Origin of the sequence: Cellulomonas cellasea (genome assembly GCF_006538745.1) — a bacterium.
Classification (GTDB): domain Bacteria; phylum Actinomycetota; class Actinomycetes; order Actinomycetales; family Cellulomonadaceae; genus Cellulomonas_A; species Cellulomonas_A cellasea.
The window spans coordinates 222,329-244,628 of the sequence record NZ_BJLR01000019.1; the positions used below are offsets into that span (position 1 = coordinate 222,329).

A 22,300-nucleotide genomic window follows, 5' to 3' on the forward strand; every position below is an offset into this window, starting at 1 on the left:
GCCTTCCTGGTCGCGTCGTGCGTCGTGCGTCGTCCCGTGCGTGGCGCGTGGTGCGTCGGCGGGGAGCCGCCGGGGCGGGCGCGGGCGGCGTGGAGGTCGCCCGCGCCCACCCCGGCGGACGGTCAGGCGCCGCCGGGCTCGAGCGTCACGTCGACGGGCTCGAAGTCGGCGCCCGTGACGTCAACACCCTCCTCCTCGAGCTCGGCGAGCGCCCGGTCGACGTACTCGTTGGTGAACGCCGGCTCGGCGGGCTCCTCGGAGATGATCGTCGCGCCGGTCTCGTTGGAGGTCTGCAGCGACATCTCGACGGTCGCGTCCCACGCGGCCTCGTCGATGTGGCCGATGCCGCCCGTGCTGGGCCAGATGAGCTTGTTGACCTCGTTGGTCATCCACAGCTGGTGGCTCGTGCCCAGGGTCGAGCCGGCCTTGGTCACGTGGTCCGCGGCCTCCTGCGGGTTGTCCCGCGCGAACGCCCAGCCGCGGATCGTGGCCTTGAGGAACTTCACGGTCGTCTCGGCGTACTCCTCGTCGTCGGCGAGGCGGCCCTGGTCGGCCCAGATCGCGTCCTGGAGCATCGCGGTGCCCTCCTCGTTCCAGTCGATGACCGTGAAGTCCTCGGGCTGGTAGAGCTCGCCGGTCTCCGGGTTCTCGGCCTCGAGCAGCTGCGCGTACTCGTTGTAGGTCATCGCCTGCGCCGCGTCGATGTCGCCCGCGAGGAACGCGTTCATGTCGAACGCCTGCTGCACGATCTCGACGTCCGTCACGCCGGCCTTGTTGAGCCCGGCGAACAGCTCCCACTCGTTGCCGTAGCCCCAGCTGCCGATCTTCTTGCCCGCGAGGTCCTCGACCGAGTCGATCCCCGAGTCGGCGAACGCGACCTGCAGGGTCGCGGACCGCTCGAAGATCTGCGCGACGTCGACGATGTCGGCGCCCTGCTCGATCGACCCGAGCACCTTGGGCACCCAGGCGACGGCGTAGTCGACCTCGCCGTTCGCGAGCGCGTCCTGCGGGACGACGTCGCCGCCGCTCGGCAGGATCTCGACGTCCAGTCCCTCGTCGGCGTAGAACCCCTCGGCGAGCGCGGCGTAGTAGCCGGAGAACTGCGCCTGCGTGAGCCACTGGAGCTGGAGCTTCACGGGTGTCATCCCGCTCGCGGACTCGCTGGCGCCCGCCTCGGGCTCGCTGTCGCCCGCGCAGCCCGCGAGCGTGAGCGCGGCCGTGAGCCCGAGCGCCGTGGCGGCCCACCGTGCGCGTCTGGTGTCCCTCATGTCATCGCCTTCCGTCGGTCGTCCGTGGGGGCCGCCCTTGCCCCGGGCGGGGTCGTGCGCGTGCTCGCCCGGTCGGTGCCCGGGTCTTGCCGTGCTGCGGGTGCTGCGGTGGTGCGGGTGGTGCGGTCCTGCGGGTGCTGCGGTGATCGACCAGCCCGGCGACGTCGGCGGGTGGACCTCCGTGGGGCGCTACGACGGGCCGGTGCCCGGGGCGTGGTGCCGCGTCACGGCGCGCTCGGCGGAGAGCGTCGCGACGTAGAAGACGAGCCCGACGACGATGCCGCCGACGACGTAGGCCCAGGCGCGGGCGTAGTTGCTGCCCGCGGCGGCGGTCGTGATGAACGAGCCGATGCCGGAGCGGGGTCCGCCGAAGTACTCCGCGACGATCGCGGAGATGACGGCCAGCGACGACGCGAGCCGCAGCCCGGTGAACACGAACGGCACCGCGGCGGGGATCGTCACGGCGCGCGTGACCTGGCGCGGCGTCGCGGCGAGGACCCGCATGAGCTCGCGGTGCACCGGGCGCACCTGACGCAGGCCTCGCAGCGAGTTCACGAACACGGGCACCAGCACCGCGAGCGCCGCGACGAGCTGGCGCGCGACCTCCGAGCTCGCGCCGTACATCGTGTAGAGCACCGGGGCGAGCGCGACGATCGGGACGACCGCGAGCGCCGCGACGAGCGGCCCGAGCAGCGCGTCGACGGCTCGGGTGCGCGCGGCGAGCACCGCGAGGCCGATCCCGGCGAGCGAGCCGAGCACGAGCCCGACGAGCGCGTTGGTCCCGGTCACGAGCGCGGCCCCGCCGATGGCCGGGAGGAACGCGACCACCTCCGAGGCGATGGCTGCCGGGCCGGGCAGCAGGTACGCCGGGAGCTCCCCGAGCGTGACGGCCGCCTGCCACGCGGCGAGGACCGCGAGCCCGAGCAGGACCGGGGCGAGGACGCGCTGCGCGGCGTCGGCGTCGGCGCCGGGTGCAGGGAGGGTGCGGGCGCTCACGGGACGTCCACCCCGCGCGCCGGCACGAGCGCCCCGCCGCGCAGCGCCTCGCGCACCGCGGTCACGGCCGCGAAGTACGCGGTGTCCTCGCGGACGCCGTCCTCGCGCCCCGCGGCCCGCCCGAGCCCGACGTCGACGACCGTGCGGATCCGGCCCGGCCGGGGCGACATGACCACGACGCGGTCCGAGAGGAACACCGCTTCGGGGATCGAGTGCGTGACGAACACGACCGCGGCGCGCGTCTCGGCGCAGATCCGCACGAGCTCGTTCTGCAGCCGCTCGCGCGTCATCTCGTCGAGCGCCCCGAAGGGCTCGTCCATGAGGAGCAGGCTCGGCTCCTCGGCGAGCGCGCGGGCGATCGCGACGCGCTGCTGCATGCCGCCCGAGAGCTGGTCGGGGAAGTGGTCCGCGAAGTCGGTGAGCCCGACGAGCGCGAGCATCTCCTCGGCGCGGGCCCGCCGGGCGACCTTGCCGGTCCCGTGCAGCGCGAGCGGCAGCTCGACGTTCGCCCGGACCGTGCGCCACGGCAGGAGCCCCGCCTGCTGGAACGCGATGCCGTAGTCGTGCGCGAGCCGGGCCTGCTCGGGGCTGCGGCCGAAGACCTCGATGGTCCCGGACGTCGGGGCGTCGAGGTCGGCGACGAGCCGCAGCAGCGTGCTCTTGCCGCAGCCGGACGGGCCGATGAGCGAGACGAACTCGCCCGCGGCGACGGTCAGGTCGACGTCGTCGAGCGCGGTCACGGCCCCGACTCCCCCGCCGGCGAAGACCCTGCTCACGCCCCGGACGTCGACCGCGACGGCGCTCACGCGGTCACCTCCGCGCGGCGGTAGCGACCCAGCGGGGCACCCAGCAGCGCGACGACGCCCGACGCCACGAGCCCGAGGGCGATCGCCCCGAAGATCGGTGCCCAGGGCTTCGCCGGGTCGCTGCTCGCGAAGTTGGCCAGCTCGAGGATCATGCGTCCGACACCTCCGGGGAGTCCGGTCGAGACCTCGGCGACGACGGTCCCGACGACGGCGGCCGCGGCTGCGAGGCGCAGCGCGGGGAGCAGGTAGGGCACGGACGCGGGCAGGTGCAGGTGCACGAGCGCCTGCCACCACCCCGCGCCGTAGCTGGTGAGCAGCTCGCGGTGGATCGCGTCGGGCGACTGCAGGCCCCGCAGCGCCCCGACCGCGACGGGGAAGAACGCGAGGTAGGAGGCGATGACCGCGACCGACATCCAGCCCTGCCACTCGAACGCGCCGAGCTCGAGCTTCGAGCCCCACGACTTCACGAGCGGCGCGAGCGCGATGAGCGGGACGGTCTGGCTCAGCACGACGAACGGCAGCGCCGCGCGCTCGGCGAGCCGCACGCGCTGCATGAGCACCGCGAGCACGAGCCCGACGCCCACCCCGAGCACCCACCCGACGGCCGCGACCCGCAGGCTCGCCGCGCACGCCTGCACGACGGCGACCCACAGCGCCGGCGCGCCGGCCGCGCCGGTCACGGGCTCGACGAGCCGCGCGAGCATGTCGCTCACGTGCGGCATCGCGAGGTCGGACGTGCGCGGCAGGAGCCGGACCTCGCCGACGAGCCACCCGTCGTCGGGCGCGAGGAGCTTGTAGCCCTCCCATGCCGCGACCACGAGCGCGAGCGCCGCGAGACCGAGCCCGACGCTGCGGGCGGGGCGGGCGACCGCGGCGCCCGCCCGGCGCACCGCCGCGGGTCGCGCAGCAACCGGTCGCACGCCAGCCGGTCGCACGGCCGCCGGTCGCACGGCCGCCGGTCGCTCGTTCACGCGGTCGCCACGACGGTCTCGCGCAGCGCGGGGATGACGCGCTCGCCGTACATCCGCAGGGTCTCCTCCTTGTTGTCGTGCTGGAGGTAGCCGGCGAACTGCGTGACACCGAGCGCGCGCAGGGCCTCGAGCTTCTCGACGTGCTCGCGGGGGCTGCCGAGCAGGCAGAACCGCTCGACGATCTCGTCGGGCACGAAGTCCGCGTGCGTGTTCCCGGCGCGTCCGTGCTGGTTGTAGTCGTACCCCTGCCGCCCCTCGATGTAGTCGGTGAGGGCCTTCGGCACGGTCGACCCGGCGCCGTACTTCGTGACGATGTCGGCGACGTGGTTGCCGACCATGCCGCCGAACCACCGGCACTGCTCGCGCATGTGCGCCCGCTCGGCCGGGGAGTCGCCGTTGCCGACGTACATGGGCGCCGCGACGCAGAACTTCACGGTGTCGGGGTCGCGCCCGGCCTGCTCGGCGGCGTCCCGGACGGTGCGGATCATCCACGCGGCGACGTCGAGGTCGGCGAGCTGCAGGATGAACCCGTCGCCCACCTCGCCGGTCAGCTTGAGCGCGAGCGGCCCGTAGGCGGCGACCCACATCTCGAGCGCGGAACCGTGGCTCCACGGGAACCGGACCTTCGCACCGTTGACCTCGACCGCGCGGTCGTTCGCGAGCTCGCGGATGACGTGGATCGACTCGCGGAGCGTCGCGAGGTTGGACGGCCGGCCGTTCAGCGTGCGGACCGCCGAGTCGCCGCGGCCGATGCCGCACACGGTCCGGTTGCCGTACATCTCGTTGAGCGTCGCGAACAGCGAGGCGAGCACGGTCCAGTCCCGCGTCGCGGGGTTGGTGACCATGGGCCCGACGACCACCTTGCGGGTGGCCGCGAGGATCGCCGAGTAGATGACGAACGGCTCCTGCCACAGCAGGTGCGAGTCGAACGTCCACACGTAGTCGAAGCCGTGCGTCTCGGCCTGGCGCGCGAGCTCGACGGTGCGCGAGGCCGGGGGGTTGGTCTGCAGGACGACGCCGAAGTCCACGGTGTGCTCCCTCCGGTTCAGGTACGGCTTCAGATGAGGTACTGCGAGAGCTCGCGCTTGACGTAGCGGCCGTGCCCGGCGCGCCCGTGGAACTCCCCGCCGTCGACGACGACCGAGCCGCGCGAGAGCACCGTGTCGACGTGCCCGTCGACCTCGAAGCCCTCCCAGGCCGAGTAGTCCATCTGCATGTGGTGGGTCTTCCCGAGCCCGATCGACGTGTGGCCGGCGGGGTCGTAGACGACGAGGTCGGCGTCGGCGCCGGGGGCGATCACGCCCTTGCGGCCGTACATCCCGAACATCCGCGCGGGGGTCGTCGAGCAGATCTCGACCCACCGCTCGAGCGTGATCTCGCCGGTCACGACGCCCTGGTAGAGCAGGTCGAGGCGGTGCTCGACCGAGCCGATGCCGTTCGGGATCTTCGAGAAGTCGCGCACCCCCAGCTGCTTCTGGGTCATGCAGAACGGGCAGTGGTCGGTCGAGACGAGCTGCAGGTCGTTGGTGCGCAGCGCGCGCCACATGTGGTCCTGGTGGTGCTCGGCCCGCGAGCGCAGCGGCGTCGAGCACACCCACTTCGCGCCGTCGAACCCGGGCGCTCCGAGCTGCTCCTCGAGCGAGAGGTACAGGTACTGCGGGCACGTCTCGCCGAACACGTTCTGGCCCTCGTCGCGGGCGAGCGCGATCTGGTGCGCGGCCTGCTTCGCCGAGACGTGCACGACGTACAGCGGGGCGCCCGTGAGGTTCGCAAGCATGATCGCGCGGTGTGTCGCCTCGGCCTCCGCCTGCCAGGGCCGGGTCAGCCCGTGGAACACCGGGTCGGTGTCGCCGCGGGCGAGCGACTGCTGCACGAGCAGGTCGATGACCGAGCCGTTCTCGGCGTGCATCATGATCATCGAGCCGTTCGAGGCGGCCTTCTGCATGGCCTTGACGATCTGGCCGTCGTCCGACAGGAACACGCCCTTGTAGGCCATGAAGAGCTTGAAGCTCGACACGCCCTCCGCGACGAGCTCGTCCATCGCGTCGAGCGAGGAGTCCTGGACGTCGCTGAGGATCTGGTGGAAGCCGTAGTCGATCGCACACGCGCCGGCGGCCTTGTCCTGCCACAGCGCGTACTGCTCGAGCGGGTTCTCCCCCGCGTACTGCACGACGAAGTCCACGATCGTCGTCGTGCCGCCCCACGCGGCGGCCTTCGTGCCGGTCTCGAACGTGTCGGAGGCGAACGTGCCGCCGAAGGGCATCTCCATGTGGGTGTGCGCGTCGATGCCGCCGGGGATGACGTACTTCCCCGTGGCGTCGATCACGCGGTCGACCGAGGCGGCGAGGTCGTGGCCGAGCAGCGTCGAGCCGGGCGCGAGCACGGCGGCGATCTGCTCGCCGTCGACGAGCACGTCGGCGGCGCCGCGGCCGGTCGCGTTCACGACGGTGCCGCCGGTGATCAGGGTCGTGGTCATGCGGGGCGTCCTCTCGCGGGTCGTCGGGCCGGCGCGTGCGGGGCCGGGGTCACGGCGCGACGATCGGGGCGTAGGCGTCGGGGCGGCGGTCGCGGAAGAACTGCCAGCGCTCGCGCACCTCGCGGACCTGGTCGAGGTCGATGTCCCGGACGATCAGCCCGGCCTCGGTCGAGGACGCGACGTCGCCGACGACGTTCCCGTCGGGCCCGACGACGTAGGAGGAGCCGTAGAACGCGACCGCCTCGTCGCCGTACTCGTTGGTCTCGGCACCGACGCGGTTGCACGCCGCGACGAAGTAGCCGTTCGCGATCGCCGCGGCCGGCTGCTCGATCTCCCAGAGCTTGTTGGAGATGCCGGGCGCGGTGGCGTTCGGGTTGAACACGATCTCGGCGCCGTTCAGGGCCAGCGTGCGCCAGCCCTCCGGGAAGTGCCGGTCGTAGCAGATGTTCACGCCGATCTTTCCGACCGCGGTCTCGAACACCGGCCAGCCGAGGTTGCCGGGGCGGAAGTAGAACTTCTCCCAGAACTTGGGCAGGTGCGGGATGTGGTGCTTGCGGTACTTGCCGAGGTAGCTGCCGTCCGCGTCGATGACCGCGGCGGTGTTGTAGAGCACGCCGGGCTGGTCCTCCTCGTAGACCGGGAGCACGATCACGATGCCGAGCTCGGCAGCGAGCGCCGCGAACCGGTCGGTCGTCGGGCCCGGCACGGACTCCGCGTACTCGTAGTACGCCGGGTCCTGCGTGATCCCGAAGTACGGGCCGTAGAACAGCTCCTGGAAGCAGATCACCTGCGCGCCCTGCGCGGCGGCCTGCCGCGTGAAGTCCTCGTGCAGGGCGGTCATCGACTCCCGGTCGCCCGTCCACCCCGTCTGGGTCAGCGCCACGCGCACCACGCTCATCAGGCCTCCGCCTCGTCGGTCCGTCGTCGCCGCCGGGCGTGCCGGTCGGCGGTCCGGTGCGGGGTCCCGGGGCCGGCGAGGGCCTCGGGGCCACGTCGCCAGGAATGTGACTGTGGGCGTTGAACATTTCTGCGGCGTAACCGTGTGTTTCCCTGACGAGAACCCCGGTGACGGTCCGGTAAACCTTCGCCGGCCCGTGTCCGGTTCGTCCCCGCACGGCACGGCCGCCGGCGCCGTCGGCGCGGCCGGGGACGGCACCATGACGCCATGCCCGAGCACACCTCCCGTGCCGTCGCACGCACCGACGGCTCCCCCACCGCCGCGCCGGTGCGCCTCGCCGCGCACGTCGACGACCGCAGCCCGCGCGGCATCGCCGCGACCGTCGCCCGCCTCGTGCGCTCGGGCGAGCTCGCGCCCGGCGACCGCCTGCCGACCGTGCGCGAGCTCGCGGCGGACATCGGGGTGTCGCCGGCGACCGTGAGCGGCGCGTGGCAGGCGCTCGCGGGCGTCGGGCTCGTCGTCTCGCGGGGCCGGGCCGGCACCTACGTCCAGCCCGAGCCCGCGAGCTGGCTGCCGCCGCGCTACCGCGACCTCGCCACCGGCGCACCCGCCGCGCGCCTCGACCTGTCGAGCGGCACCCCCGACCCCGCGCTGCTGCCCCCGCTCGGTCCCGCGCTGCGCCGGGTCGCCGCGCGCACGCCCGCCGCCGGGACCGGCACCTACCTGTCCGCCCCCGTCATCGAGCCGCTCGAGCGGCTGCTGCGGGCGTCGTGGCCGTTCGCCCCCGAGCGCCTGACCGTGGTCGACGGCGCGGTCGACGCGCTGAGCCGCACGCTCGAGCAGGTCGCGCGGTTCGGGGACCGCGTCGTCGTCGAGGACCCCTGCTTCCCGCCGATCCTCGACCTGCTCGACCAGCTCGGCCTCGAGCGCGTCCCGGTCGCGCTCGACCGGCAGGGCCTGCGCCCCGACCTGCTCGCCGCGGCGCTCGACGGCGGCGCGAGCGTCGTCGTGCTCCAGCCGCGCGCGCACAACCCGACCGGGGTGAGCATGTCCGCGACGCGGGCCCGCGAGCTCGCGCGCGTGCTGCGGGCCCCACGCGACGGCCCGCGCGTGCACGTCGTCGAGGACGACCACTCGGGCGACATCTGCCGGGCGCCCGACGTGAGCCTCGGCCAGCACCTCCCGCACCGCGTCGTGCACGTGCGCTCCTACTCCAAGTCGCACGGCCCGGACCTGCGCATCGCGGCCGTCGGCGGGCCTGCGGCCGTGCTCGACCGGCTCGTCGCGCGCCGCATGCTCGGGCCCGGGTGGACGAGCCGGCTGCTGCAGGAGGTGCTCGTCGACCTCATGACCGACGGCGACCCGATGGGTGCGGTGCTCGACGCCCGGCGCGTGTACTCCGCCCGCCAGCGCGCGCTCACCGCCGCGCTCGCGGAGCACGGCGTGCGCGTCCAGCCCGGCGACGGGATCAACCTGTGGCTGCCGGTCGCCGACGAGGCCGCGGCGCTCGTCCGGCTCGAGGCCGCGGGGATCCGGGTCGCGCCGGGCTCGCCCTTCCTCGCCCGTACCGAGCCGGCGGACGGCCCGCGCGGTGCGCACGTACGCGTCACCGTCGGGGTGCTGCGGGACGACTTCGAGGCCATCGCCCGGGCGCTCGCGCTCGCCGCAGCCTGAGCGGCGCGCGGCACCTGGACGCCCGTCCGACGCGTTGGCTCAGGTCCCGGTGGGATCCGCCGATAGGAAGGTCCAGCAGCGCGCACCCGGGCAGCGCCGCCGGCGGGGAGGTGGTGGCATGTCGGTGACCGATGCCGCGCACGCGACCTTCGTGCACCCCGTCGACGCCCCCGACTGGGACGCCCTCGTCGACGAGCTCGAGCTGCTCCAGGAGTCCGACGCGCCGGCGTGCGTCGAGCGCGGGCGCGAGCACCTCGACCTCGCCCGGCTGCACGGCGACGAGCACGCGGAGATGCGCCTGTCCTGCTGCGTCGCGTTCGCGCACCACGCGCTCGCGCAGGACGCCGACGCGCTGCGTGCCGCGGGACGCGCGCAGCAGCTCGCGCACGAGCTCGGCGACCTCGTGTGGGAGTCGCGCGCGCTCGTGTGCCAGGGCCTCGTGCACCACGAGATCGGCGACGTCGAGGGCGCGATCGACGAGCTCGACCGCGCGCTCGGCCTGCGCCGGCGAACCGACGACGACGCGGGCACGGCCTCGGTGCTCAACAGCCTGGGCACCGTGTACATGGGCATGGCGCACTTCGCCCCCCAGGCGGCGCAGGTGCTCGCCGAGGCACGGCGGCTGTGGCTCGCGGCCGACGACCCGGACCACGCGTCGATGGCGCTGACCAACCTCGCCAAGGCCTACGTCGTCACGAGCGGGCGGCTCGCCGCGACCAACCCGCGCGGGGCGGTCGCCGCGGCCCGCCACGCGCTCGGGATCGCCCGGCAGTCCGTCGACGAGGCCGACGCCGCGGGCCTCGCACGCACCGGCATCGACGCCCGGCTCGCGGTCGTCGGCGCCCACATGCACGTGGGCGACCTCGAGGCCGCCGGGCAGGCGCTCGAGGGCACCGGCACGATGCTGCGCACGTTCCCCTCCGCGCGGCAGCAGCTCCAGCACCACGGGCTGCGCGGCCGCTGGCTCGTGCGCACCGGACGGCTCGACGAGGCCGTGCTCGCGCTGTGCGACGGCCTCGACCTGTGCGCCGAGCTCGACCGGCCCGGCGAGCGCATCGAGCTCCTCTCGACGCTCGTCGACGCGCACGAGGGCCGCGGCGACCTGCCGTCGGCGCTCGCGACGCTCCGCGAGCTGCACGAGCTCACGCTCCAGCAGGGCGACGCGATCGCCGACCGGCGCGCGCTGCTGCTCAGCTCGCGGCTCGAGGTCGAGCGCGCCGAGCGCGCCGCGGACGCCGAGCGCACGCGCGCCCGCGCCCTCGAGGAGCACAACGCACGGCTCGAGCACGAGGCCACGCACGACGTGCTCACCGGGCTGCCGAACCGGCGCGCGCTCGACGTCGCGCTCGCCCGCTGGTCGGGCGACCCGTCGCGCCGGTTCGCGTGCGCGCTGCTCGACATCGACCACTTCAAGCGGGTCAACGACGAGTTCTCGCACCAGGTCGGCGACCAGGTGCTGGCCCGGCTCGGCGAGGTCCTGCACGACGTCATCAGGGCGAGCGACGTGGCCGCGCGCTACGGCGGCGAGGAGTTCGCGATCCTGCTCGACGGGCTCACCGACGTCAACGCCGCCGACGCGTGCGAGCGCATCCGGCGCGTGATCGTCTCCCACCGCTGGGACGACCTCATGCCCGGCGGGAACCTCACCGTGAGCGTCGGCGTCGCGGTGCACCGCCCGGACGAGACCGTCGGGTCGATGCTCACGCGCGCCGACGAGGCGCTCTACCACGTCAAGCGCAACGGCCGGGACGCGGTGCAGGTCGCCCTCTGACGGGTCCGGGCGGGCCGCCGCACCCCGGCGGCGGACCCGACGACCCGGTTCGCCGGGGCTACGATGTCGCTGGATCCCGGGCTGGACTTGGCTCGGAGCGAGGGCCTCGACCTGGGCCCGGGTTCGACGTCGGCGAGCTGCGCCGACCCCCTGACGTCGCGGGCCCGACGCTGCGCCCCGAGCCGCACCCCAGCACCGCATCCCAGGAGCGCCCATGTCCCGCCCTGCCCGCACGGCACCCGCCGCGCACCGGTCCACGCGCCGCCGTCGCACCGGCGCCCTCGCCCTCGCCCTGACCCTCGGCGCCACGCTCGCCGCCTGCGCCCCGACGACCGCGACCGAGGAGCCCGTCACCGCCTCGCCGGCGCCCTCGGGCGGCTTCTCCCCCGTGACGCTCGACAACTGCGGCACCGAGGTCACGGTCGAGGCCCCGCCCGAGCGCGTCGTGACGATCAAGTCGACCGCGACCGAGATGCTGCTCGCGCTCGGCCTCGAGGACGCGCTCGTCGGCACCGCGTTCGCCGACGGCCCCGTGCCCGCGCCGTACGCGGACGCCGCCGCCGGGATCCCGGTGCTCTCCGACAAGGTCCCCGGGCAGGAGGCGCTGCTCGAGGTGCAGCCCGACTTCGTCTACGGCGGCTGGGAGTCCAACTTCTCGCCCGACGGCGCCGGCGACCGGGACGCGCTCGCGGCGCTCGGCATCGCGACGTACGTCTCGCCCGCCGCGTGCAAGGGCGAGGCGTACATGCCCGACCCGCTGACCTTCGACGAGCTGTTCGACGAGATCCGCGAGATCGCCTCGCTGTTCGGTGCGGGCGAGCGCGCCGAGGAGCTCATCGCCGAGCAGGAGGCGGCCCTGGCGTCGGTGACCCCGCCCGCCCAGGAGACGACCGCGCTCTGGTACAGCTCGGGGACCGACACCCCGTACGTCGGCGCGGGCATCGGCGCGCCGCAGATGATGCTCGAGGCGGTGGGCCTGACCAACGTCTTCGCCGACGTGCACGACACGTGGACGTCCGCCGGGTGGGAGCAGGTCGTCGCCGCGGACCCGGACGTGATCGTCCTGGTCGACGCCGCCTGGAACACCGCGGAGTCGAAGATCGAGCTGCTCGAGAGCAACCCGGCCACGCGCGAGCTCACCGCGGTGCGCGAGCAGCGCTACCTCACGCTGCCCTTCCCCGCGGCCGAGGCCGGCGTGCGCAACGCCGACGCGGTCGTCGACCTCGCCGAGCAGCTCGCCGCGCTGCCGGACGCACGCTGACGGGCGGACGACCGACCCGCATGGACCGGGCCCCCCGGCGTCCGCCGCTCACCGTGCTGCTCGCGGTCGGCGGTGCGCTGCTCGTCGCGACGGTGCTCGTGACCGTGACGATCGGCCCCGCGGACCTCGCCGTCGCCGACGTCGGGCACAGCATCGGCGCGCACCTCCGGATCCCCGGCGCCCGGCCGGTCCCGGTCCTGCTCGACGCGATCGTCTGGGAGCTGCGCCTGCCGCGCGTCCTCACGGCGGCCGCCGTCGGGGCGGGTCTCGCGCTCGCGGGCGCGGTCATGCAGAGCCTCACGCGCAACCCGCTCGCCGACCCGTACCTGCTCGGGCTGTCCTCGGGTGCGTCGCTCGGCGCCGTCGCGGTTCTCGTCGTCGGCGTCGGGCTGCTGCTGCCGGTCGCCGCCTTCGCGGGGGCGCTCGCCGCGCTCGCCGCGACCCTCGCCCTCGCGCGCACCGGCGGGGTCCTGACGCCCGGGCGTGCCGTCCTCGCGGGGCTCGCGGTCTCGCAGCTCGCCGCCGCCGGCACGTCGTTCGTCATCTTCTGGACGGCGACCGGGGACTCGTACCGCGAGATCCTCAGCTGGCTCATGGGCTCGCTCGCGGGCGCCACGTGGTCCTCGGCGTGGATCGCGGGCGGCGCGCTCGCGGTCGTGGGCGTCGTGCTCGTGCTCAGCGCGCTGCGGCTCGACGCGTTCGCGTTCGGCGACACGTCGGCCGCGGCGCTCGGCATCGACGTGGGCCGCACGCGCTGGACCCTCATGACCCTCGTCGCGCTGCTCACCGGCGCGATGGTCGCGGTGAGCGGCGCGATCGGCTTCGTCGGGCTCGTCCTGCCGCACGCTGTCTCGGTCGTCACCGGACCTGCGCACCGCCGGCTGCTGCCCGTCGCGGCGCTCACCGGCGCCGTCTTCCTCGTGTGGGCGGACACGCTCGCGCGCACGGTGTTCGACCCGCGCGAGCTCCCCGTCGGGATCATCACCGCGCTCATCGGCGTCCCCGTGTTCGCGGTGCTGCTGCGCCGCGGTCGGGGGGTCGCGTGGAGCTGACGCTCACGGGCGTGCGGACCCGGCTCGGCGGGCGGTGGGTCGTCGACGGCATCGACGCGACGCCGCCCCCGGGCCGCCTGACCGGGCTGCTCGGCCCCAACGGCGCGGGCAAGACGACGCTCCTGCGGCTCGTCGCCGGGCTGCTCGTCCCCGAGGGCGGCGCGGTGCTCGTCGACGCCGGCGCCGACCCGGGCGCGGCGGCGACCGCGCCGGTCCCCGTGCACGACCTCCCCCGGCGCGCGCGGGCCCGGCGGATCGCGCTGCTCGAGCAGGAGTCGTCGAGCACCGTGCCGCTCTCGGTGCACGACGTCGTCGCGCTCGGGCGGATCCCCTACCGCACCGCCTGGGGCGCCGACCCGGACCCCGCCGCCGTGACCCGCGCGCTCGAGCACGCCCGCGCGGCGCACCTCGCGGACCGGGCGTGGTCGTCGCTGTCGGGCGGCGAGCGCCAGCGGGTGCACGTCGCGCGCGCGCTCGCGCAGGAGCCCGAGCTGCTGCTGCTCGACGAGCCGACGAACCACCTCGACGTGAGCACGCAGCTGAGCCTGCTCGCGTTCGTCCGCGACCTCGGCACCACGACGGTCGCGGCGCTGCACGACCTCAACCTCGCCGCGGCGTTCTGCGAGCACGTGCTCGTGCTCTCGGGCGGACGGCTCGCCGCAGCCGGGCACCCGCGCGACGTGCTGCGTCCCGCGCTGCTCAGCGAGGTCTACGGGGTCGACTGCGACGTGCTGACCCACCCGCGCACCGGGCGGCCGGTCATCGCGTTCGCGGAGCCGGCGAGCGACCCGGCGCCCACCGCCCCCGCACCCCCGACCGACGGAGCCCCCGCATGAAGATCACGGTCCTGTCCGGCGGCGTCGGCGGTGCCCGGTTCACGCGCGGGCTGCTCGCCCACCTGCGCACCGTCCTCCCGGGCGCCCCGGACGCCCCCGCCGGCACGACCGCCGAGGTCACCGTCGTCGCGAACACCGGCGACGACATGTGGTTCCGCGGCGTGCGGGTGTGCCCCGACCTCGACACGCTGATGTACACGCTCGGCGGCGCGGTGCACGAGGACCAGGGCTGGGGCCGGCGCGAGGAGACGACGCGCACGAGCACCGACCTCGCCGCGTACGGGCTCGGCGGCGAGTGGTTCACGCTCGGCGACCTGGACCTCGCGACGCACCTGGCCCGGACGGAGCTGCTGCGCACCGGGCTCGGGCTCGCCGACGTGACCGCCCGGCTGTGCCGGCGCTGGTCCCCCGGCGCGCGCCTGCTCCCCATGACCGAGCAGGAGGTCGAGACGCACGTCGAGGTCGACGGCCCGGACGGCTCGCCCGTGCTGCTGCACTTCGAGGAGTGGTGGGTGCGGCACCGCGCGGCGCTGCCCGCGCGGCGGTTCGTGCAGGTCGGCCTCGGCCCGTCGCAGCCCGGACCGGGCGTCCTGGACGCGCTGCGGGACGCGGACGTCGTCGTCGTGCCGCCGTCGAACCCGGTCGTCTCGGTCGGCACGATCCTCGCCGTCCCGGGGGTCCGCGACGCGCTGCGGGCGACGCGCGCGCCGGTCGTGGGCGTCAGCCCGGTGATCGGCGGGGCGCCGGTGCGGGGCATGGCCGACGCGTGCCTGCGCGCGATCGGCGTCGAGACGAGCGCCGCGGCGGTCGCCCGGCACTACGGGCGGCGCGACGAGGGCGGGGTCCTCGACGCGTGGCTGCTCGACACGGCCGACGCCGCCGCGGCCGAGGAGCTGCGCGCCGAGGGCTGGGTGGCGCGCGCCGTCCCGACGCTCATGACGGACGTCCCGACCACCGCGCGGATCGCCGCCGACGCCCTGGACCTCGTGGCCGCCGGGCGCCGCTAGGGTGCGGCGTCCGCGATCGCGACCGCGCCTCCAGGAGCACCCCGATGTCGAGCACGACCCCCGCCGGCGACTCGCCCACCGGCCCTGGCGCGTACGGCGGCGCACCCGCCGACCCGACGTTCCCGAACCCGTACGGCGGCGCACCCACGCCGGCGGCAGCGCGCGGCCCGCACGGCGGCGCACCCGCGGACCCCGCGAGCCCGTACGCGGCGCCCGCCCTCCGACACCCGGGCCCGTTGCGGCCGCCCGCCGCCGGCTACCCCGGACAGCACCCGGCCCCGGTCGCGGTCCACCCGGGCTACCCGTCCTACCCCGGCCACCCGGGCTACCCGCCCCCGGCGTACGGGCTCCCCTCGCTCGCCTCGTGGGGGCTGCGCGTCGGCGCGCACCTGCTCGACACCGTCCTCATCGTGGTGCCGTACTACGGGCTGCTCGGCCTGGCGCTGGTCAACTCGGAGCCGGGCTACGACATGACCGGCGCCCCGACCCGGGTGCCCACGCCGCTCGGTGTCCTGTTCTTCGTGCTCGCGCTCGTCCTGGCCACGGCGTACTGGGTGTGGAACCGCGGGTACCTGCAGGGCCGCACCGGTGCGACGCTCGCGAAGCGCTGGCTCGGGCTGCGCGTCGTCGACCAGCACACCCTGCAGCCGCTCGGCATGGGACGCTCGCTCCTGCGGGACCTGGCGCACGTGCTCGACGGCTGGTCGCTCAACATCGGCTACCTGTGGCCGCTGTGGGACGACCGCCGGCAGACCTTCGCGGACAAGGTCGTCGGGACGGTCGTCGTCGAGGCCTGACGCACGCGCGGGCGCGGCACCCCGGGTCAGCTGCGCCCCGCCGCGGGTCAGCCCGCACCGCGGGGCAGCCCGCGCCGCACGTCCCGTCCGCCCGACCGCCCCGTGCGTCAGCCGCGCCGCACCCCGGGTCAGCCGGTGCGCCGGCCGCCGAGCCCGTGCAGCACCTGCCGCGTCTGCTCCCCCACGCGCAGCGCCGCCACCGCGTCGAGGTCCGCGGCGACGTCGACGTCCTGCTCCACGCCCGACCCGCGGGGCACCGCGAGCCGGACGTGCCCGGCGGCGGTGTGCGCGGCCGCGGACCCCGCCCCGAAGCGGGGTCGCGGCGCGTGGCCGGCGCGCGCCGTCAGGACGGTCGTCCCCGTCCCCTCGGCGTCCGCGACGAACCCGCGCGCCACGCCGCCGGCCCGCGCCAGCACGTCGTCGAGCTCGTCGGGGCGGAGCGCGGGCAGGTCGCCGAGCACGACCGCCACGCCGTCGTGCGGCGCGAGGTCCCGCGCCCGCGCGATCCCGAGGCCCACCGCCGCGTCGAGCCCGACCGCGGTGCGCTCGGCGAGGACCTCGACCCCGGGCAGCTCGGCGGCGGTGGCACCGAACGCCGCGTCCCCGGTGACCACGACCACGCGGGCGACGGCGCGCGCTGTGCTCACCGCGGCGAGGGTGTCCCCCGCCATCGCGCGCACCAGCGCGGTGCGCGCGCCGGGGTCGAGGGTCCCCGCGAGGCGGGTCTTGCCGAGCGCCGCCGCCTTGACGGGCACGACGACGCTCCAGCGGGCGGTGCTCACGCGGGCGTCGCGCCCGTCGTGGGCAGCCCGCGGCCGTCCGCGGCGTCCTTCCAGCCCTGCGCGTACGCCTCGGCGCTGCCCTGCTCGAACATGTCCTCGGCGCCGAGGCGCACGAGGCTGCGCGCGCCCGGGCCGTCCTCGTCGGTCACGTGCTCGGCGAGCCCGCGCACGACCGCGACGGGCCGCCCGGTGGCCTTGCCCTTGACGAGCTCCGCGGCGCCGGCGATCTCGTCGGCGACCGCGGCCTGGCTCACCTGCAGAGCGCGCCCGTGCGTGTCGAGCCGCCCGCGCAGGTCGTCGAGCACGCGCACGCCCGCGGCGCCGATCGCGAGGTCGGTCTGCCCGTGCCGCCACGGCCGTCCCGCGGTGTCGGTCAGCAGGACGCCGAGCGCGAGCCCGAACCGCTCCCGGAGCCCGGCGCGCAGGCGCCGCGCGGACGCGTCCGGGTCGAGCGGCAGGAGCAGCACGGTGCCGTCGGGGGTGTTCGACGCGTCGACACCCGCCGCGGCCATGACGAGCCCGAGCCGGTTCTCGACGATCCGCGTCACGCCGCCGGGGTGCTCGCGCGTCGCGACGACCCGCACCGTCTCGGCGGTGATCGCGTCCTCGCGGTCGGCCGCCGGGACGACCCGCCCCTCGGCCTTCGAGACGATCTTGCTGGTCACGACCACGATGTCGCCGTCCGCGAGCGCCGGCAGCGCGGGGTCCGCGAGCGCACGGGCGACGAGCTCGACGAGGTCGTCGCCGGGCACGACCTCGGGCAGCCCGTCCGGCGCCCAGACGCGCAGCTCGCTCATCGCACGAGGCTCGGCAGGACGTCGCGGCCGAAGACCTCGATCCACTCGCGCTGGTTGCGCCCGACGTTGTGCAGGTAGATCCGGTCGAAGCCGAGGTCGACGTACTTCTGGATCTCGGCGCGGTGCACGTCGGGGTCCGCGGAGATGACCATGCGGCCCTGGAAGTCCTCGGGGCGCACGAGCTTGGCCATCTGCTCGAAGTCGAACGGCGAGCGGATGTCGGCCTTGGGGAACTTCATGCCGCCGTTGGGCCACTCGGTCATCGCGTTCGTGAGCGCCTGCTCGTCGGTCTCCGCCCAGGACATGTGGAGCTGGAGCACCTTGGGCATCGTGTCGGGGTCCTTGCCGGCCTCGCGCGCGCCCTCGGCGAACTTGGCGAACAGCCCGGAGATCTTCTCGAGCGGAGCGCCGACCGTGATGAGCCCGTCGGCGTGGCGGCCCGTGCGCTTGGCGGTCACGGGCCCGGCGGTCGCGACGAGGATCTCGGGCGGGACCTCGGGCATGGTCCACAGGCGGGTCGACTCGAGCTTGTAGAACGTCCCCGAGTGCTTGACGTCCTTGCCCGCGAGCGACGCCGTGAACAGCTTGTTGATGATCTCGATGGCCTCGAACATGCGGTTGATCCGCTCGGGCGCCTCGGGCCAGTAGCCGGCGACCACGTGCTCGTTGAGCGCCTCGCCCGAGCCGAGCCCGAGCCAGTGCCGCCCGGGGTACATCGCGGCGAGCGTCGCCGACGCCTGCGCGACCATCGCGGGGTGCCACCGGAACGTCGGCGCGGTCACGCCCGGACCGAGGTCGCCGCGCGTGCGCTCACCGAGCGCCGAGAGCACGTTCCAGACGAACGCCGACTGCCCCTGCGCGGGGACCCACGGCTGGAAGTGGTCCGCAGCCATGACGCCCGAGAACCCGTTCTCCTCCGCGTACGCCGACAGCTCGACGACCTCGCTCGGGTGGAACTGCTCCAGCATCGCCGCGTACCCGACCGTCAGTCCGGCCGCCGTCACACCCTGCGCCACGTCGCCACCTCTCTCGCGCCGACCTGACCTCGGCCGGCACCCGCACACGGGCACCTCGGACGAGCGTGCCTCGTCGAGCGTAACGAGTCCGGGTTTCGTGGATGTTCCCCGCGCCCCCGGGCCGGGCGGCGGCGCGTCGGCAGGCCCGCGCATCTGGGAGGATGTCGCACCATGAGCGACCTGCGTCCCGAGCCGACCCCGACCGCACCCGGCACGTCAGCGGCGAACCCGACCAGCGCAGCGACGACCGCCCGCCCCGTACCCGACAAGGTCTCGCTCGACGGCCTCGAGCAGCGCTGGGACACGGCGTGGGGCGAGCAGGGCACGTACTCCTTCGACCGGACCGCCGAGCGCGCGCAGGTCTACTCGATCGACACCCCGCCGCCGACCGTCTCGGGCTCGCTGCACGTGGGACACGTGTTCTCCTACACGCACACCGACGTCGTCGCGCGCTTCCAGCGCATGCGCGGGAAGTCGGTGTTCTACCCGATGGGCTGGGACGACAACGGCCTGCCGACCGAGCGCCGCGTGCAGAACTACTACGGGGTGCGCTGCGACACGTCGCTGCCGTACGTCGAGGGCTACGAGCCGCCGTTCGCGGGCGGCGACGGCAAGAGCGTGAAGGCGGCCGACCAGCAGCCCATCAGCCGGCGCAACTTCGTCGAGCTGTGCGAGCGCCTGACCGCCGAGGACGAGCGCCAGTTCGAGGCGCTGTGGCGCCACCTCGGTCTGTCCGTCGACTGGTCGCACCACTACCAGACCATCGGCCGCGAGGCGCAGAAGGTCGCGCAGACCGCGTTCCTGCGCAACGTCGCGCGCGGCGAGGCGTACGCCGCCGAGGCGCCCGGGCTGTGGGACGTCACGTTCCAGACCGCCGTCGCGCAGGCCGAGCTCGAGGCCCGCGACTACCCGGGGCACTTCCACAAGGTGGCCTTCCACGCCTCCGTCGACGGGGTCGACACGCCCGTCCACATCGAGACGACGCGCCCCGAGCTGCTCCCCGCGTGCGTCGCGCTCATCGCCCACCCGGACGACGAGCGCTACCAGCACCTGTTCGGCACGACCGTCCGCTCGCCGCTCTTCGACGTCGAGGTCCCGGTGCTGGCCCACCCGGCGGCCGAGCCCGACAAGGGCGCGGGCATCGCGATGTGCTGCACGTTCGGCGACCTGACCGACGTGCAGTGGTGGCGCGAGCTCCAGCTCCCGACGCGCTCGGTCCTCGTGCGCGACGGGCGCCTCACGCGCGAGGTCCCGGAGTGGATCACCTCGGAGCGCGGCACGGCGCTGTTCGCCGAGATCGCGGGCAAGACGACCTTCTCGGCACGCACGGCCGTGGTCGACGCGCTCCGCGAGTCGGGCGACCTCGACGGTGAGCCGGTCGCGACGCAGCGCAAGGCGAACTTCTTCGAGAAGGGCGACAAGCCGCTCGAGATCGTCACGTCGCGCCAGTGGTACATCCGCAACGGCGGGCGCGACGTCCCGCTGCGCGAGGAGCTCCTCGGCCGCGGCGCCGAGCTCGGGTTCCACCCCGACTTCATGCGCGTGCGCTACGAGAACTGGGTCGGCGGCCTCAACGGCGACTGGCTCGTCTCGCGCCAGCGCTTCTTCGGCGTCCCGATCCCCGTCTGGTACCCCCTCGACGCGCAGGGCGAGCCCGACTACGACCACCCGCTGGTGCCCGACGAGGCGACGCTGCCGGTCGACCCGTCGTCCGACGTCCCGCCGGGGTACTCCCCCGACCAGCGCGGCGTGCCGGGCGGCTTCGTCGGCGACCCCGACATCATGGACACCTGGGCGACGAGCTCGCTGACGCCGCAGATTGCGGGCGGCTGGCTCTCCGACCCCGACCTGTTCGCGCGCGTCTTCCCGATGGACCTGCGCCCCCAGGGCCAGGACATCATCCGCACCTGGCTGTTCTCGACCGTCGTGCGCGCGCACCTCGAGCACGGCAGCCTGCCCTGGGCGAACGCCGCGATCTCGGGCTGGATCCTCGACCCCGACCGCAAGAAGATGAGCAAGTCCAAGGGCAACGTCGTCACGCCCATGGGCCTGCTCGAGGAGCACGGCTCCGACGCGGTGCGGTACTGGGCGGCGTCCGCCCGCCTCGGCACCGACGCCGCGTTCGAGGTCGGCCAGATGAAGATCGGCCGCCGGCTGGCGATCAAGGTGCTCAACGCGAGCAAGTTCGCGCTGACCTTCGGCTCGCCCGAGGACCGCGCGCGCCTGCTCGACGCCTCGCTCGTGACCGAGACCCTCGACCGCGCGATGCTCGCCGGGCTCGCGGACGTCGTCGACCGGGCGACCGCGGCGCTCGAGGCCTACGACCACACGCGCGCGCTCGAGCTCACCGAGACGTTCTTCTGGACGTTCTGCGACGACTACCTCGAGCTCGTCAAGGACCGCGCGTACGCGGGCGGCGCCGCCGACGCGGACGTCCCCGCGGCGTCGGCCTCGGCCCGCGCGGCGCTCGGCATCGCGCTCGACACGCTCCTGCGGCTGTTCGCGCCCGTGCTGCCGTTCGCGACCGAGGAGGTCTGGTCGTGGTGGCGCGAGGGCTCGGTGCACCGCGCGCCGTGGCCCGTCGCCGAGCCGCTGCGCGCGGCCGCGGGTGACGCGGACGCGTCCGTGGTCGGTGCCGCCGGCGCGGCGCTCGCCGCCCTCCGCAAGGTCAAGTCCGAGGCGAAGGTCTCGATGCGCACCGAGATCACGCGCGTGACGCTCGCCGTCCCGGCCGCGCACACCGCCGGCGTCGAGGCGGCGCTCGCCGACGTCCGGTCGGCCGGCCGCGTGACCGGGACCCTCGATCTCGTGGGCGAGGACGGCGAGGCGGTCGTCGCGCGCGACGCCGAGCTCCTCCCGCCCGAGCCGAAGGTGCAGGCCTGACCGCTCCGGCGTGCGCAGCACCGCACCCGAGCGCAACGTGGCGCAGGATGGGACCACGGTCCTATCCTGCGCCATTTTGCATGATTACTTTGTATTGCGCATACTCATGCACGAACGCCCATCGTGAGAGGACAGCCGTCATGACCCGCACCACCCGCCTCGTCCCCCTGGGGCTCGCCGTGACGCTGCTGCTCTCCGCGTGCAGCGGCGGCGACGGCACGCCCGCCGCCACGTCCGACAGCGGGGTCCCGCTCGTCGCCGAGGGCAAGCTCACGGTCTGCACCAACCCGCCGTACGAGCCGTTCGAGTTCACGGACGACTCCGGCGAGATCGTCGGGCTCGACATCGACATCGTGGCCGAGATCGCGACGGACCTCGGCGTCGAGCCGGAGATCAAGGTCGCGCAGTTCGAGGGCATCCAGTCCGGCGCCGACCTCGAGACCGGCAACTGCGACCTCGTCGCCTCCGCGATCACGATCACCGAGGAGCGCGCGGCGCGCATCGACTTCTCGGAGCCCTACTTCGACGCCGACCAGGGCCTGCTGCTCCCCGCGGCCGCCGGGGTCGAACCCATGGACGAGGCGGAGGCGCTCGCCTCCCTCGAGGGCTCGACGATCGGCGTCCAGCAGGAGACGACCGGCGCCGCCTGGGCCACCGAGAACGGGCTCACGACCATCGAGTTCGAGGACCTCGGGCTCCAGGTCCAGGCGCTCGAGAACGGCCAGGTGAACGCGATCATCAACGACGTCGCGGTGCTCGGCCCGTTCGTCGAGGACGGCTACACGTTCGGCGCGACGTTCACGACCGGCGAGCAGTACGGCTTCGGGGTCAAGAAGGGCAACACCGCGCTGCTCGACGCCGTGAACGGCACGCTCGAGCGCATCCAGGGCGACGGGACCTACGACGCGATCTACACCGAGCGCATCGGTGACATCCCGACGGCCGACTGACGTGACGGCGATCTCCCGTCCGGACGCCGCCGTCCCACCGCGCCTACCGGCGTCGCGGC

General features: G+C 74.6%; 19 protein-coding genes. 9 read left to right on the forward strand and 10 right to left on the reverse strand.

Annotation, left to right across the window (positions count from 1 at the left end):
- Positions 1-122: 122 nt before the first annotated feature.
- The 7 genes from CCE01nite_RS11680 to CCE01nite_RS11710 form a co-directional block, all read right to left on the reverse strand.
- The gene (locus CCE01nite_RS11680) at positions 123-1,268 is read right to left on the reverse strand and encodes an ABC transporter substrate-binding protein (RefSeq protein ID WP_034631700.1); all 1,146 of its coding nucleotides are present in this window, start codon (positions 1,266-1,268) and stop codon (positions 123-125) included.
- 189 nt (positions 1,269-1,457) lie between these two features.
- Positions 1,458-2,264, reverse strand: a complete 807-nt coding sequence (locus CCE01nite_RS11685; protein WP_034631702.1) for an ABC transporter permease — start codon at positions 2,262-2,264, stop codon at positions 1,458-1,460.
- On the reverse strand, positions 2,261-3,070 hold the full coding sequence (locus CCE01nite_RS21810; RefSeq protein WP_052104248.1) for an ABC transporter ATP-binding protein: 810 nt from the start codon (positions 3,068-3,070) through the stop codon (positions 2,261-2,263). Before CCE01nite_RS21810 ends, CCE01nite_RS11685 begins: the two co-directional genes overlap by 4 nt.
- On the reverse strand, positions 3,067-3,960 hold the full coding sequence (locus CCE01nite_RS21815) for an ABC transporter permease (RefSeq protein WP_034631727.1): 894 nt from the start codon (positions 3,958-3,960) through the stop codon (positions 3,067-3,069). The genes CCE01nite_RS21810 and CCE01nite_RS21815 overlap by 4 nt, the downstream gene beginning before the upstream one ends.
- 77 nt (positions 3,961-4,037) lie before the next feature.
- Positions 4,038-5,069 (reverse strand): TIGR03842 family LLM class F420-dependent oxidoreductase, encoded by a 1,032-nt coding sequence (locus tag CCE01nite_RS11700; protein ID WP_034631704.1) that lies wholly within the window; start codon positions 5,067-5,069, stop codon positions 4,038-4,040.
- Between the two features lie 29 nt (positions 5,070-5,098).
- Positions 5,099-6,517 (reverse strand): dihydropyrimidinase, encoded by a 1,419-nt coding sequence (hydA, locus tag CCE01nite_RS11705; RefSeq protein ID WP_034631706.1) that lies wholly within the window; start codon positions 6,515-6,517, stop codon positions 5,099-5,101.
- Between the two features lie 49 nt (positions 6,518-6,566).
- The gene (locus tag CCE01nite_RS11710) at positions 6,567-7,415 is read right to left on the reverse strand and encodes a nitrilase-related carbon-nitrogen hydrolase (protein ID WP_034631710.1); all 849 of its coding nucleotides are present in this window, start codon (positions 7,413-7,415) and stop codon (positions 6,567-6,569) included.
- Positions 7,416-7,682: 267 nt separating this feature from the next.
- Here CCE01nite_RS11710 and CCE01nite_RS11715 point away from each other — a divergent pair, with 267 nt between their 5' ends.
- From CCE01nite_RS11715 to CCE01nite_RS11745, 7 genes are all read left to right on the forward strand, one after another.
- On the forward strand, positions 7,683-9,089 hold the full coding sequence (locus tag CCE01nite_RS11715; protein WP_141372389.1) for an aminotransferase-like domain-containing protein: 1,407 nt from the start codon (positions 7,683-7,685) through the stop codon (positions 9,087-9,089).
- 118 nt (positions 9,090-9,207) lie between these two features.
- Positions 9,208-10,860, forward strand: a complete 1,653-nt coding sequence (locus CCE01nite_RS11720) for a GGDEF domain-containing protein (protein WP_141372390.1) — start codon at positions 9,208-9,210, stop codon at positions 10,858-10,860.
- A 214-nt stretch (positions 10,861-11,074) separates the two neighbouring features.
- On the forward strand, positions 11,075-12,121 hold the full coding sequence (locus CCE01nite_RS11725) for a putative F420-0 ABC transporter substrate-binding protein (RefSeq protein WP_141372391.1): 1,047 nt from the start codon (positions 11,075-11,077) through the stop codon (positions 12,119-12,121).
- 20 nt (positions 12,122-12,141) lie between these two features.
- A complete protein-coding gene (locus CCE01nite_RS11730) occupies positions 12,142-13,173 on the forward strand; it encodes a putative F420-0 ABC transporter permease subunit (protein WP_141372392.1) in 1,032 nt (343 codons plus the stop codon).
- Positions 13,164-14,009, forward strand: coding sequence for a putative F420-0 ABC transporter ATP-binding protein (locus tag CCE01nite_RS11735; protein WP_141372393.1), 846 nt, complete (start codon positions 13,164-13,166; stop codon positions 14,007-14,009). The genes CCE01nite_RS11730 and CCE01nite_RS11735 overlap by 10 nt, the downstream gene beginning before the upstream one ends.
- A complete protein-coding gene (cofD, locus tag CCE01nite_RS11740) occupies positions 14,006-15,016 on the forward strand; it encodes a 2-phospho-L-lactate transferase (protein WP_141372394.1) in 1,011 nt (336 codons plus the stop codon). The genes CCE01nite_RS11735 and cofD overlap by 4 nt, the downstream gene beginning before the upstream one ends.
- Positions 15,017-15,060: 44 nt before the next feature.
- Positions 15,061-15,813 carry an RDD family protein gene (locus CCE01nite_RS11745; protein ID WP_141372395.1) on the forward strand — a complete coding sequence of 251 codons (753 nt, stop codon included), beginning with the start codon at positions 15,061-15,063 and terminating at the stop codon, positions 15,811-15,813.
- Positions 15,814-15,941: 128 nt separating this feature from the next.
- Here CCE01nite_RS11745 and cofC read toward each other — a convergent pair whose 3' ends face one another.
- From cofC to CCE01nite_RS11760, 3 genes are read right to left on the reverse strand one after another with little or no spacing between them, the layout of a single operon-like run.
- Positions 15,942-16,595, reverse strand: coding sequence for a 2-phospho-L-lactate guanylyltransferase (cofC, locus tag CCE01nite_RS11750; protein WP_141372396.1), 654 nt, complete (start codon positions 16,593-16,595; stop codon positions 15,942-15,944).
- A complete protein-coding gene (locus CCE01nite_RS11755; RefSeq protein ID WP_034624791.1) occupies positions 16,592-17,392 on the reverse strand; it encodes a coenzyme F420-0:L-glutamate ligase in 801 nt (266 codons plus the stop codon). Before CCE01nite_RS11755 ends, cofC begins: the two co-directional genes overlap by 4 nt.
- A complete protein-coding gene (locus CCE01nite_RS11760) occupies positions 17,389-18,408 on the reverse strand; it encodes a TIGR03557 family F420-dependent LLM class oxidoreductase (RefSeq protein WP_281282387.1) in 1,020 nt (339 codons plus the stop codon). Before CCE01nite_RS11760 ends, CCE01nite_RS11755 begins: the two co-directional genes overlap by 4 nt.
- A gap of 171 nt (positions 18,409-18,579) precedes the next feature.
- Here CCE01nite_RS11760 and valS point away from each other — a divergent pair, with 171 nt between their 5' ends.
- Both valS and CCE01nite_RS11770 read left to right on the forward strand, forming a co-directional pair.
- Positions 18,580-21,291: a valine--tRNA ligase gene (gene valS / locus CCE01nite_RS11765; RefSeq protein WP_034624792.1), complete on the forward strand. Its 2,712-nt coding sequence runs from the start codon at positions 18,580-18,582 to the stop codon at positions 21,289-21,291.
- Positions 21,292-21,431: 140 nt separating this feature from the next.
- Positions 21,432-22,241, forward strand: coding sequence for a transporter substrate-binding domain-containing protein (locus CCE01nite_RS11770; RefSeq protein ID WP_034624793.1), 810 nt, complete (start codon positions 21,432-21,434; stop codon positions 22,239-22,241).
- The last annotated feature ends 59 nt before the right edge of the window (positions 22,242-22,300 follow it).